We start from the raw sequence: 13,961 nt of genomic DNA on the forward strand, positions 1-13,961 counted from the left end.
AGGCTCAGTTTTTATGTGATCTTCATAGCTTCAATCTTGTCCTTTTCAGGGGTAACTCGTAACGTTTTCTGACCTGTATAAGTCACAAAACCAGGTTTGGCGCCACTTGGTTTATGTAATTTTTTGGCTTCAATCATATCTACTTGAACGAGATTAGACAGGCGCCCTTTGGAGAAGTAGGCTGCCAATTCAGCAGCATCTGTTTTGACTTGATCACTTGGGTCAAGATTATCTTTAATAATAACATGACCCCCTGGAATATCCTTGGCGTGGAACCACAGTTCCCCTTTTTTAGCCATCTTGAAGGACAGTTCCTCATTTTGCAAATTATTGCGACCAACCAAGATAATGGTTTGTCCGTCACTAGCTAGATATTGTTCTGGTTTCTTGCGCTTGTGTCGCTTATCAGTTGAGCGACGCTTCATGAAACCTGCTTCAATTAATTCTTCTCGAATGTCTTCAATCTCATCGCGATTAGCCTGTGAAAGATTGTAGTCAACACTTTCGAAATAGGCAATGCTCTGCTTTGTTTCAGCAATGAGACCTGATAAATGCTTAACTGCTTCTTTTAGTTTTTGGTATTTCTTGAAATAACGTTGTGCATTTTGGTTAGGAGTCAGGCTCAAATCCAATGCGATATCAATATCATGTCCTGTATAGTAGTTTTCAAGTCTAACAGAACTTTTGTTGTTGGGAACTTGACTTAAATAAGTTGTTAAGAGTTCCCCTTTTTGACGAAAATCTTCTGCATTCTCTGTGGCAGCAAGTTCGGCTTCTTGTTTAGCTAATTTTTTAATGTTCTTGTCTAATTCGTTTTGGACACGATGTATCAAATCGCTAGCCTGCTGGCTAACGCGGTCGCGTTCAGCCTTATCTAGGTAATAATGGTCTAGCAGGCTAGATAAATCTTCAAAGTAAGCATGACTGTCTGAAAAACGTATAGCTGCGAACGATTTTGCCGTTAAGCTAGGACGCGTTTCGTCTGCGAAGAATTGTCGGAAAGCCTTAAGTTTTTGGTCACTAGCCACTTGCCTTGCCAATTCTTGGGCACTGTCGCGACCAAGTCCTTGAAAGTGTTCTTGCAGATTTTTGGCATCGAGCCTCTGCGTTTGTAAAATTTCAAAGAGTTTTTCATCAGAAATCGTATAGGGATTGTAGCCTCGGCTTTTAGGAGGTTCTCGGTAGGCAGAACCCGGTAAAATGGTCCGGTAAGAATTTTGCGAGAAGCCAACGTGTTTGATAGACTCGATAATTTTATCTTGATTGCGATCAATTAAAATAATATTACTGTGTTTGCCCATGATTTCGATAATCAGAGTTGTCTTGATGGCGTCTCCAATTTCGTTTTTATTAGAGACACCTATTTCAATAATTCGATCGTTTTCAATTTGTTTAAAGGACTCAATCACCGCCCCTTGCAAATATTTCCGCATCATCATGGTAAAAGTGTTTGGCACAGCTGGATTTAGGAATTCGCTCTGGGTGATTTGAATACGCCCAAAAACAGGGTGAGCTGATAGTAGTAATTTAAAATTTTGTCGATGATTACGTATAGATAGTACTAATTCTCTTTCGTAAGGCTGATTCACTTTTTGGATTCTACCAAAAAGTAGTTTTTCAGAAAGTTCTTTACTTAAGTGATGTAAGAAAAAGCCATCAAATGACATATTTTCTCCCCTTCCGTCTTCTAATCTCTCCATTATACCATATCAGAAAGTCCGCAGAAAAAGAATTGACTATTTTACCTTGCAATTTTTCGAATTTAAGCTATAATGATAAAAAAGCGAGAAAGGAAAATCCATGATGAACAACCATATCTTGATGACAAAATGGCAAAGCTGGCATAGATAAAGTTGTGTTTATGGATTTGGCATAGATACGACTTTTAGAGCACTCCTAAAAAGCTATCTATGCGCTGATAATAAAATTACTGAGGCGCTAGTAAGATAATTTACTGAGTGCTTTTTCTTTTGGCAAAATGGTGTAAAAAAGTAGGAGACAGAAGATGAAAAGTAAACGGTTAATAGCAAGTCTGATAACCATCGTAATCATGGTTTTGGGATCGCTGGTTTTGGACAAAGGCAACCATCAAAGGACATTTGAGGATAAAAGTTTAATTAAGGTGGGTATCTTGCAGCTGGTAACGCATGAAGCTTTGAACCAAATTGAAAAGGGAATCGAAGACGAGTTGCACCGTCAACCAGTATCTGGTAAAAAAATTGAGGTCACACTTATGAACGCCGAAGGGGACCAGAGTAAGATCCAAACGATGAGCCATCAGTTGTTGACTAAGGACAGTGATATCCTAGTTGGTATCGCAACGCCAGCTGCTCAAGGACTAGCAGCGGCTACAAAAGAGGTCCCAGTGGTTATGTCTGCTGTTACTGACCCTGTGGGGGCCAAACTGGTCAAGCATTTGGATAAGCCAGAGGCTAATGTTACAGGCTTATCCAATCGAGTGCCCTTGAAACAAACGGTCACACTCATTAAAGAGCTGACACCAGAAGTAAAAAGAATTGCTGTTTTATATGCTAGTAATGAAGATAACTCCCTTTCCCAAGTAAGAGACTTCACCGCTTATGCTAAGTCAGCAGGCTATCAAGTTTTTCCCTATGCTGTTCCATCGACTAATGAAGTTCCCTCAACCATGTCAATTATGACTGGAAAAGTTGATGCTATCTTTTTACCTCAAGACAATACCATTGCTTCCGCTTTTTCGGCCGTTATTAGCGCTAGCAATGCAGCGAAAATACCAGTCTACTCTAGTGTGGATACCATGGTAGAGGCTGGCAGTATCGCCTCAGTTTCACAAAATCAATACCAACTAGGGGTAGAGACAGCAAAGCAAATCAAGGCTCTAGTAGCTGGCAAGGCAGTCAGTCAAGTTCCAGTCAAAATTGTAGATAATGGGAAAGCAGTCATTAACCAAAAAGTAGCTCATCGTTTGGGAATAAAGATCCCTGAAAGCTTAGCAAAGACTGCTGACATTCTTGGTAAGAAATAGGAGGCGTCAATGATTATTTCATCTGTTTCACAAGGTTTATTATGGGGGATTTTAGGTCTCGGGATATACCTCACTTTTAGAATTTTAAACTTTCCTGATATGACCACAGAAGGGTCCTTTCCTCTTGGTGGTGCAGTCACGGTGACTGCTATGAATATGGGGGTGAACCCTTTTTTAGCCACCTTTATGGGAATGGTTGCTGGTGGTTTAGCGGGCTTAATAACGGGACTTTTATATACAAAAGGTAGGATTCCGACCATTTTAGCAGGGATTCTAGTCATGACGTCTTGCAATTCAATTATGTTAATGGTTATGGGACGAGCTAATTTGGGACTCCAAGAGATCAAGCGTATCCAAGATTATTTGCCATTTGCACCCAACCTTAACCAATTAATCATGGGCTGTTTAGCAGTTTCTCTCATTATTTTCCTCTTGATTTATTTCCTCTATACTGATTTAGGGCAGGCTTATATCGCAACGGGAGATAACCGTGATATGGCTAAAAGCTTTGGGATTAATACCGATCGTATGGAATTAATGGGCTTAGTTCTTTCAAATGCTCTAATTGGTTTATCAGGAGCACTCGTTAGTCAGCAAGACGGCTACGCTGATGTTTCTAAGGGAATTGGTGTTATTGTTATTGGCCTTGCCAGTATCATTATCGGAGAAGTCTTGTACTCAATTAATCTGACTCTCTTGGAGCGTTTGATTGCTATTCTAGTTGGTTCTGTCCTGTATCAGTTTCTGATTTCAACGGTGATTGCTTTAGGGTTTAATACCAATTATTTGAAACTTTTCAGTGCACTTGTACTTGCTCTTTGTTTGACGATGCCAGTGCTGCGTAAGCGATTCTTTAAGGGGGTAAAAGTATCACGATGACAAAAATTATTGAATTAATTGACGCTTCCCTAACTGTTAATAATGGTTTTGATGATCATAAAACCATTCTAGATAATGTTAACCTGACCATTTATGAGCATGATTTCATCACTGTTTTAGGGGGAAATGGTGCGGGTAAGTCAACCCTTTTTAACGTGATTGCGGGAACCCTGCTTTTGAGCAAAGGACAAATTAAAATCTTAGGACATGATGTAACGCGTATGGGAGCTGAGCGCCGGGCAAATTATTTGGCACGGGTTTTCCAAGATCCGAAAATGGGTACGGCACCTAGAATGACAGTAGCAGAGAATCTCCTAATTGCTGAGAAACGAGGCGATAAACGACGCCTGATAAAACGCTCCTTACAGACTAGAAGTAGCTATTTCTTGGAACTCCTAGCTAAGACTGGCAATGGCTTGGAAAATCACCTTGAAACACCAACAGGTTTACTTTCAGGTGGTCAGCGTCAGGCACTCAGCTTACTCATGGCCACACTCAAGCGTCCAGATTTACTACTCTTAGACGAGCACACAGCAGCCCTAGATCCCAAAACCAGTCTGGCTTTAATGAACTTGACCGATACTTTTGTCAGAGAGGACCATTTAACGGCTCTGATGATTACCCATCACATGGAAGACGCCTTGACTTATGGGAATCGACTAATTGTCATGAAAGATGGTAAAATCATCAAGGACTTGGATCAAAAAGCTAAAGCAGAACTCAGTATCGCCGATTACTACCAGATTTTTGAATAAGAGGCAAAGAGAAGTCTTGATTTTTCAAGGCTTTTTTTGAGAATAGTTGGCACTTCTGAGATAGGAGATAGCAAAAAAAGATGAAAATATGGTATACTATTAAGGAGTGTAGCAAAGCTACAAAACAGTAATTCGACTTACCATGTAAGGACCGTTTGTAATAAATAATCTTAAAGGAGTATCATGAGTGATATAAAAATTATCGCCTTGGGAGGAGTTCGTGAATATGGAAAGAACTTCTACTTGGTAGAAATAAACAATTCGATATTTATCTTAGACGCTGGTTTAAAATACCCAGAGAACGAACAATTAGGAGTGGATCTTGTTATCCCTAATTTGGATTACCTTATTGAAAATAAAGATAAGGTACAAGGTGTATTCTTAAGCCACGGCCATGCCGATGCCATTGGAGCTTTGCCCTACCTATTAGCAGAAGTACCCGTACCTGTTTTTGGTTCTGAGCTCACCATAGAACTATCCAAGCTCTTTGTTAAAAGTAACAATGCAACTAAGAAATTTAACAATTTTCATATTGTTGATAGTGAAACAGAGATTGAATTCCGTGATGGTTTGGTTTCTTTCTTTAGCACTACCCACTCAATCCCAGAAACCTTGGGAGTAGTTATCGGCACCGACCGTGGAAATATTGTCTATACAGGTGATTTTAAATTTGACCAGGCGGCGCGTGAAGGTTACCAGACAGACCTAGCTCGTCTAGCTGAGATTGGTAAAGAAGGTGTTCTTGCTTTACTATCAGCTTCTGCCAATGCCACTTCAGTTGTGCAAACAGCCAGTGAAACTGAAGTTGGTGATGAGATGAACCAAGTTATAGGCGATGCAGAAGGTCGTGTGATTATTGCAGCCGTTGCTTCAAATTTAGTCCGCATTCAGCAGGTTTTTGACTCAGCAGCAGCTTCTGGCAGACGCGTGGTTCTGACTGGTAGTGATGTGGAAAATGTAGTGCGCACAGCTATCCGTCTGAAAAAATTAACGCTGATTGACGAAAAATTGTTAATCAAGCCAAAAGACATGTCTAAATATGAAGACCATGAACTCATTGTCCTTGAAGCAGGACGCATGGGCGAGCCAATTGTGAGCTTGCAAAAAATGGCAATAGGTCGTCACCGTTTTGTTAATATTAAAAAAGGTGATTTGGTCTATATCATCACTACACCAAATGTTGCTAAAGAAGCGATGGTTGCGCGTGTTGAAAACCTCATTTATAAAGCAGGGGGTTCAGTCAACCTCATTACTCAAAATTTACGAGTTTCAGGCCATGCTAATGGACGTGACTTGCAGTTAATGCTTAACTTAATCAAACCGAAATATTTGTTCCCGATTCAGGGTGAATACCGTGATTTAGCAGCCCATGCTGAGTTAGCAGAAGAGATTGGGCTTTTCCCAGAAAATATCTACATTGTTAAACGTGGTGATATCATGGTTCTCAACCAAGAGGGCTTCTTGCATGAAGGTGCGATTCCTGCTAGCGATGTCATGATTGACGGTAATGCCATCGGAGATGTCGGTAACATTGTTCTGCGTGACCGTAAAGTCTTATCAGAAGATGGGATCTTTATTGTTGTTATCACCGTTAGCAAGCGTGAAAAGAGAATCATTTCAAAAGCTAAGGTCAATACTCGTGGCTTTGTTTACGTTAAAAAGAGCCGTGATATTCTGCGAGAAAGTGCAGAATTGGTCAATACAACAGTGGGGAATTACCTGCAACAAGACAATTTTGATTGGGGCGAACTCAAAGGATCTGTCCGCGACGAGCTGTCTAAATTCTTGTTTGAACAAACCAAACGTCGTCCAGCTATTCTTCCAGTAGTCATGGAAGTCCGTTAAGCGATTTCTTGAGACATACAAAAGTATACTAGTTACAATAGGGGGTCAGTTCCCTTTGACAATTGATGAGTGAGATAGTCAGCTTCGATGCATTGGCCAATCTCACTCATTTTTCATCATTGAAATGAATAGAAAGGCATTATATGGCAACTATATCAATTGAATACCGTTCAGAAGTATTAGAGATGGAACGACAAGTAAATGTGATTTATCCAGACCAATCCTCACTAGCTATTGAGGAGCAAGGAGATACTGATATTCCTGTCTTATACCTTCTTCATGGAATGGGTGGAAATGAAAATTCTTGGCAAAAAAGAACCGACATTGAACGTCTGCTCAGACATACTAATCTGATTGTGGTCATGCCATCAACTGATTTGGGCTGGTATACAGATACTGCTTCTGGTCTCTCATATTATCAAGCGATAGCCAGCGAATTACCACAAGTTCTGCGCAGCTTTTTCCCTAATATGACCCAAAAACGTGAAAAAACCTTTATTGCAGGCCTTTCTATGGGAGGTTATGGTGCCTATAAGATAGCCTTAAAAACCAATCGTTTTTCTTACGCAGCTTCTTTTTCTGGAGCACTAACGACACCTGAGGCTGTTTTTGATAAGATGGATGATAATACTGTCAAATATTGGCGGGGCGTCTTTGGTGATTTGGATGCTAGTCAGATTGAGCAACACCAATTAAGAGCTATGGTTCCTGAATCAGATTTACAAACCCATTTCTATGCTTGGTGTGGTTATGAAGATTTCCTATTTGATGCTAATGAGAGAGCAGTTGCGCAATTACAAGAACTCGGACTTGATATTAGCTATAAAAAGGATCATGGTACCCATGATTGGTATTATTGGAACCAGCAACTAGAAGTGCTTTTGGAGTGGTTACCAATCCGTTATGTCAAAGAAGAGAGACTCTCATGAGACTTGGAGACCAACGATGAAGAAATTCTTAAAAGCCTTATTCTGGTTGCCCTTAAAGATTCTCCAAGTGATTTGGCGGATTATTTGGGGCTTTCTACAAACAATTATCATTCTGGCTATTCTTATTTTTGGACTACTCTATTATGCTAATCACAGTGATTCAGCCTTAGCTAATCAGATTTCAACTGTCAGTGATAAAATTGTTAGACTATACAATGTTTGGAATAATACACAGACAAAAGTAGAGAAACAGGTTAAACAAACCTTAAATGCTGATCATCTCCAGCACACTCATGGGGTTAAGTGGCCTGATAACCAGGCGAAGGTCTATATCAAAACAACTAATCCTATTTTTCATAATGCTTATCAGGCTGCCTTAAATAATTGGAATAGTACCGGAGCTTTCCGCTTTATAGTGGTCGACGATAGTCGTAAAGCAGATATCATCGCTGATGAATCTAATGATAAAACAGCCAATGCAGCTGGTCTAGCCAACGTTGAGAGTCAGCCACTGACACAAACCATAACTAGTGTCAAAATGTATTTGAATGCCTATTACCTATTAGATGACCGGTATGGTTACAGTAGTGAGCGAATTGTACACACTGCTGAACATGAGTTGGGGCATGCTATCGGCTTAGAACATACTGATGATCAAGTCTCTGTTATGCAGACAGCAGGTTCCTTTTATGGCATTCAAGCAGCAGATGTAGCGCGTGTCAAAAATCTCTATGAGAAAAAGAATTAAAATTGCCTCATAAGAGTTTTTAGGTTGAAATAATAACCGAAAATGTCCCCAAATGGGGCTTTTTTTGCTACAATGACAGTATGATTATTTTACAAGCAAATAAAATGGAACGTTCCTTTTCAGGAGATGTTTTATTTCAGAATGTTAGCCTCCAAATCGATGAACGTGACCGCATCGCCTTAGTTGGTCCAAATGGCGTTGGTAAGTCAACCTTATTGAAAATATTAGTGGGTGAAGAAGCTCCCACTAGTGGTGAGATGAATAAGAAAAAAGACTTAAGCCTATCATATCTGGCTCAGGATAGCCGTTTTGAGTCACGTCATACAATCTATCAGGAGATGTTAGCTGTTTTTGAGGATCTCCGCCAAGATGAAGCTCGCTTACGACAAATGGAAAGCCAAATGGGTCAGCTTAGTGGGGAAGCCTTGCAAAAACTCATGCAGGATTATGACCGTCTAACAGAATCCTTCCGTCTTCGTAAGGGCTTTAGCTATGAGTCGGATATTAAAGCTATTTTAAATGGCTTTAAATTTGACCAAAGCATGTGGGACATGCCCATAGCAGCTTTATCAGGTGGCCAAAATACCCGACTGGCCTTAGCAAAAATGCTCCTAGAAAAACCAGATTTATTAGTGCTAGATGAGCCCACCAACCATTTGGACATTGAAACCATCGCGTGGTTAGAAAACTACCTCTCCAATTATCAAGGTGCCCTCCTTATTGTCAGCCATGACCGTTACTTTTTAGACAAAGTGGCTACTGTCACATTTGATTTGCAAAAAAACGGCCTTGACCGCTACGTGGGGAACTATTCCCGGTTTGTTGACTTGAAGGCCGCAAAGTTAGCTAACCAAGAAAAAAACTATGACAAACAGCAAAAAGAAATTGCTAAGCTAGAAGAATTTGTGCAAAAAAACATCGTCAGAGCCTCAACCACCAAGCGCGCTCAAGCAAGGCGAAAACAGTTGGAGAAAATTGACCGCCTAGAAAAACCAAGTGCCAGCACCAAAACAGCTCAGATGACCTTTCACTCGGAAAAACCCTCAGGTAATCAGGTGCTGAATGTTCAGCAAGCTGCTATTGGTTACCATCAGCAGGTCTTATCTGAGCCGATTGATTTTGAAGTCCAAAAATGGGATGCTATTGCCATCGTTGGTCCAAATGGAATTGGCAAATCAACACTGATTAAATCTATAGTAAAGCAAATCCCTTTTATTAAAGGAGAGATTAAATATGGTGCTAACCTGGAGATGGGCTATTATGACCAGACTCAATCACGACTAACCAAAACCAACAGCGTCCTTGATGAACTTTGGAATGCTTTTCCAACCACCCCAGAGTTAGAGATTAGAAATCGCCTAGGGGCTTTCCTCTTTTCAGGAGATGATGTCAAAAAGTCGGTTAGCATGTTATCAGGAGGAGAACGGGCTCGCCTTTTACTAGCCAAGTTATCTATGGAAAATAACAATTTTCTCATCTTAGATGAGCCCACCAACCATCTAGACATTGATAGTAAAGAAGTTTTAGAGAATGCTCTCATTGACTATGATGGCACCCTCTTGTTTGTTAGTCATGACCGTTATTTTATTAATCGCGTTGCTAGCAAAGTTTTGGAAATTACAGAGACAGGATCTCATTTGTATTTGGGGGACTACGATTATTATATTGAGAAAAAGGCCGAGCTAGAAGAATTAGCACGTCTCGCTCAAACCACAAGTGAGCCTGCAACAACTGATTCATCTATTCCCAACACGGACTACCAAAAGCAAAAAGAAAACCAAAAAGAAATACGGAAATTAAGCAGACGCTTAGCTGAAATCGAAAAACGTTTGGAAGACATCGACGCTGAAATCGCCGTAATCTCTGAAAAAATGGTCGCAACAAATGACCCAGGTCTCTTAATGGACTGTCAAAAAGAGCTGGATCAGCATGAATTAGAACAGATGACCTTGATGGACGAGTGGGAGGAAATTGGTACACAGCTGGATCTCTAGAAATCACAAAAGTCACGTAAAAAGGATTGCGAAAGCAATCCTTTTTTGAAACTGTTATATATTATAGATTAAAAAATGAAACAGATTTTATTATGGATTTCACATTCTCAGATTTGGCGCGAAATGCGTCTATTGGTGCATAGGAAGCGGTTTAAAAACTTGCAACTTGTGAAAAAATAAGTTACTATTGAATGGTAAAATGAAAAAATGGAGGCCAAAATGGTAACAGTTTCTAGAGAACAACATTTGGATATGTTTTTAAAAATGGAACGTATCCGTGAATTCGATTCACGTATTAACAAACTTGTACGTCGAGGTTTTGTACAAGGGATGACTCACTTCTCAGTAGGTGAAGAAGCGGCCAATGTTGGTGCAGTCGCACATTTAACTTATGATGACATTATTTTCTCAAATCACCGTGGACATGGACAATCTATTGCTAAAGACATGGATTTGAACAAAATGATGGCTGAGTTGGCTGGTAAAGCAACTGGTGTTTCTAAAGGTCGCGGAGGCTCAATGCACTTGGCTGACTTTGAAAAAGGGAACTACGGAACTAACGGTATCGTTGGTGGTGGCTATGCGCTTGCAGTAGGTGCTGCCCTAACACAACAATATAAAGGAACAAATAACATTGTTGTTGCTTTCTCAGGTGATGGCGCAACAAATGAAGGTTCTTTCCACGAGTCTGTTAACATGGCAGCAACCTGGAAGTTACCAGTTATCTTCTTCATTATCAACAACCGTTACGGCATCTCAATGAACATTAACAATGCAACCAACACACCTCACCTTTATACACGTGCGGAAGCTTATGGCATTCCTGGTTTTTATTGTGAAGATGGTAATGACTTAATGGCTGTTTATGAAACAATGGACCAAGCTGTTAAACATGTCCGTGGTGGTAACGGCCCTGCAATCGTTGAAGTAGAATCTTACCGTTGGTTTGGTCATTCAACTGCTGATGCTGGTAAATACCGTACGAAAGAAGAAGTTGCTTCTTGGAAAGAAAAAGATCCAATGCTTAAATACAGAGCTTACCTCACAAAAGAAGGTATCGCTACTGATGAAGAATTGGATGCTATTCAAGCACAAGTAAAACAAGAAATTGACGATGCTTATGAATATGCTCAAAACAGTCCAGACCCAGAACTTTCAGTTGCCTACGAAGATATTTGGGTTGACTAAGTTCGGATTTAGCCGTTATTAGTTGCAAAAAAAACTAACAGAAATACGATTAAAACTAGGAGTAAATAATGAGTGAAACAAAATTAATGGCTTTGCGTGAAGCCGTAAATCTTGCCATGACAGAAGAAATGCGCAAAGATGAAAATATCTACCTTATGGGTGAAGATGTTGGTGTGTATGGTGGAGACTTCGGAACATCAGTTGGAATGATTGAAGAATTCGGAGCAAAACGTGTTAAAGATACCCCAATCTCAGAAGCAGCTATCTCAGGTGCAGCTATCGGTTCTGCAATCACAGGTCTTCGTCCGATCGTTGACGTCACCTTCATGGATTTCTTGACAATCATGATGGATGCTATTGTTAACAATGGTGCTAAAAACAACTACATGTTTGGTGGTGGTTTGAAAACACCAGTAACCTTCCGTGTAGCATCAGGTTCAGGTATTGGATCAGCAGCGCAGCACTCACAATCACTTGAAGCATGGATGACACATATCCCAGGTATCAAAGTGGTTGCACCAGGTAACGCCAACGATGCAAAAGGACTTCTAAAATCTGCTATCCGAGATAACAATATCGTTATCTTTATGGAACCAAAAGCACTTTATGGTAAAAAAGAAGAAGTTAACCAAGATCCAGATTTCTATATTCCACTAGGAAAAGGTGAAATCAAGCGTGAAGGTACGGACTTGACAATCATTTCATACGGCCGTATGTTAGAACGCGTTCTTCAAGCTGCTGAAGAAGTTGCTGAAGAAGGAATCAATGTCGAAGTTCTTGACCCACGTACCTTAGTGCCACTTGATAAAGAGTTAATCATTGAATCTGTTAAGAAAACAGGTAAAGTTATGTTAGTCAATGACGCCTACAAAACTGGTGGTTACACTGGCGAGATTGCAACAATGATTACAGAAAGTGAAGCATTTGATTACCTTGACCATCCAATTGTTCGTTTAGCAAGTGAAGATGTGCCAGTTCCTTACGCACGTGTATTAGAACAAGCTATCTTACCAGATGTTGAAAAAATCAAAGCAGCTATTGTTAAAATGGCTAAAAACGGTAACGAATAGACAAAGGAATGAAGTCTCAATGCTGAGGCTTCCTTCAGTCTGTTTCGTTGATAAAAATAGCAGAAGTTTATCAAGCGTCACTGGCTATTTTTAGAAAAGAGAAAACGAAAGGAAAATTATGGCTGTCGAAATCATTATGCCAAAACTCGGTGTTGATATGCAAGAAGGCGAAATCATCGAGTGGAAAAAACAAGAAGGTGATACCGTCAACGAAGGCGATATTCTTCTTGAAATTAATTCAGACAAAACCAATATGGAAATCGAAGCAGAAGATGCTGGAGTTCTCCTAAAAATCCTTCGTCACGAAGGTGACGTTGTTCCTGTTACAGAAGTTATCAGCTACATTGGAGCAGAAGGTGAGTCTGTTGATAATATCGCTTCAAGTGAGAAAGCAACAGAAATTCCTGCACCAAATTCAGCTGATGCTGCGCCAACAGTTGCTCCAAAAGAAGCAGTTGAGCGACCAGCAATTGAAGTGCCAGCAACATCAGCACCACAAGGAGATGATTCTCAGGTCCGTGCCACACCTGCTGCGCGTAAAGCAGCAAGAGAGATGGGCGTAAGCCTTGGTCAAGTTCCTGGTTCAGGACCAAAAGGCCGTGTGCATGCTGAAGACGTAGAAAACTTTAAAACTGCCCAACCTAAAGCATCACCATTGGCTCGTAAAATGGCTGCCGACGCAGGTATTGACTTAGCAACTGTTAAAGGCAGTGGCTTCAAAGGCAAAGTGATGAAAGAAGATATCCTTGCGCTTACAGAAGCTGCCAAACCTGCTCAGGCACCTGCTGCCAAATCAGCTGCTGCTGAAAAACCAAAAGCAGATCTACCTGAAGGCGTTGAAATCATCAAGATGTCAGCAATGCGTAAAGCCATCTCTAAAGGTATGACCAACTCTTACCTAACAGCTCCGTCATTTACCCTCAACTATGACATCGACATGACAGAAATGATGGCTCTTCGTAAGAAACTGATTGATCCAATCATGGAAAAAACAGGTCTTAAAGTATCCTTCACCGACCTAATTGGTATGGCTGTTGTTAAAACATTGATGAAACCTGAACACCGTTACATGAATGCTTCATTAATCAATGATGCTCAAGAGATTGAATTGCATAAATTTGTCAATATTGGTATCGCAGTTGGTTTAGACGATGGGCTTATTGTGCCAGTTGTACACAATGCTGATAAAATGACACTAGCAGAATTTGTCGTAGCCTCTAAAGATGTGATTAAGAAAACCCAGGCTGGTAAATTAAAAGCTGCTGAAATGGCAGGTTCTACCTTCTCAATCACCAACTTAGGAATGTTTGGAACTAAAACATTTAACCCAATTATCAACCAACCTAACTCAGCAATCTTAGGTGTAGGTGCAACTATCCCAACACCAACAGTCGTTGACGGTGAAATTGTGGCGCGTCCAATCATGGCTATGTGCTTAACCATCGACCACCGTATTGTCGATGGTATGAATGGTGCTAAATTCATGGTTGATTTGAAGAACTTGATGGAAAACCCATTTGGACTTTTAATCTAATTGGACATGAATTAG

Annotated in this window: 11 protein-coding genes; 10 read left to right on the forward strand and 1 reads right to left on the reverse strand. The window is 40.4% G+C overall.

The features are described 5' to 3' along the window. Positions 1-11 precede the first annotated feature (11 nt). A complete protein-coding gene (locus FGK96_RS03265) occupies positions 12-1,667 on the reverse strand; it encodes an NFACT RNA binding domain-containing protein (protein WP_138081299.1) in 1,656 nt (551 codons plus the stop codon). A 338-nt stretch (positions 1,668-2,005) separates the two neighbouring features. On the opposite strand from FGK96_RS03265, the gene trpX reads away from it, so the two are divergent. The 10 genes from trpX (at position 2,006) to FGK96_RS03315 (ending at position 13,946) form a co-directional block, all read left to right on the forward strand. Continuing rightward, the gene (trpX, locus tag FGK96_RS03270; RefSeq protein WP_138081301.1) at positions 2,006-3,004 is read left to right on the forward strand and encodes a tryptophan ABC transporter substrate-binding protein; all 999 of its coding nucleotides are present in this window, start codon (positions 2,006-2,008) and stop codon (positions 3,002-3,004) included. A 9-nt stretch (positions 3,005-3,013) separates the two neighbouring features. Then, positions 3,014-3,883 carry an ABC transporter permease gene (locus FGK96_RS03275; protein WP_138081303.1) on the forward strand — a complete coding sequence of 290 codons (870 nt, stop codon included), beginning with the start codon at positions 3,014-3,016 and terminating at the stop codon, positions 3,881-3,883. Then, the gene (locus FGK96_RS03280; protein WP_138081305.1) at positions 3,880-4,638 is read left to right on the forward strand and encodes an ABC transporter ATP-binding protein; all 759 of its coding nucleotides are present in this window, start codon (positions 3,880-3,882) and stop codon (positions 4,636-4,638) included. The genes FGK96_RS03275 and FGK96_RS03280 overlap by 4 nt, the downstream gene beginning before the upstream one ends. 183 nt (positions 4,639-4,821) lie before the next feature. Continuing rightward, positions 4,822-6,483, forward strand: coding sequence for a ribonuclease J (locus FGK96_RS03285; protein ID WP_138081307.1), 1,662 nt, complete (start codon positions 4,822-4,824; stop codon positions 6,481-6,483). Between the two features lie 143 nt (positions 6,484-6,626). Further along, positions 6,627-7,412, forward strand: a complete 786-nt coding sequence (locus tag FGK96_RS03290) for an alpha/beta hydrolase (RefSeq protein ID WP_138081309.1) — start codon at positions 6,627-6,629, stop codon at positions 7,410-7,412. 16 nt (positions 7,413-7,428) lie between these two features. Beyond that, positions 7,429-8,160, forward strand: coding sequence for a matrixin family metalloprotease (locus tag FGK96_RS03295; RefSeq protein ID WP_138081311.1), 732 nt, complete (start codon positions 7,429-7,431; stop codon positions 8,158-8,160). A gap of 80 nt (positions 8,161-8,240) precedes the next feature. Beyond that, positions 8,241-10,154, forward strand: a complete 1,914-nt coding sequence (locus FGK96_RS03300; protein ID WP_138081313.1) for an ABC-F family ATP-binding cassette domain-containing protein — start codon at positions 8,241-8,243, stop codon at positions 10,152-10,154. A 219-nt stretch (positions 10,155-10,373) separates the two neighbouring features. After that, a complete protein-coding gene (locus FGK96_RS03305; protein WP_007893035.1) occupies positions 10,374-11,342 on the forward strand; it encodes a thiamine pyrophosphate-dependent dehydrogenase E1 component subunit alpha in 969 nt (322 codons plus the stop codon). A gap of 68 nt (positions 11,343-11,410) precedes the next feature. Beyond that, positions 11,411-12,412: an alpha-ketoacid dehydrogenase subunit beta gene (locus FGK96_RS03310; RefSeq protein ID WP_138081315.1), complete on the forward strand. Its 1,002-nt coding sequence runs from the start codon at positions 11,411-11,413 to the stop codon at positions 12,410-12,412. A 118-nt stretch (positions 12,413-12,530) separates the two neighbouring features. Beyond that, positions 12,531-13,946: a dihydrolipoamide acetyltransferase gene (locus tag FGK96_RS03315; protein ID WP_138081318.1), complete on the forward strand. Its 1,416-nt coding sequence runs from the start codon at positions 12,531-12,533 to the stop codon at positions 13,944-13,946. The last annotated feature ends 15 nt before the right edge of the window (positions 13,947-13,961 follow it).

The sequence above is a fragment of the Streptococcus porcinus genome, assembly GCF_901542335.1.
Lineage (GTDB): Bacteria > Bacillota > Bacilli > Lactobacillales > Streptococcaceae > Streptococcus > Streptococcus porcinus_A.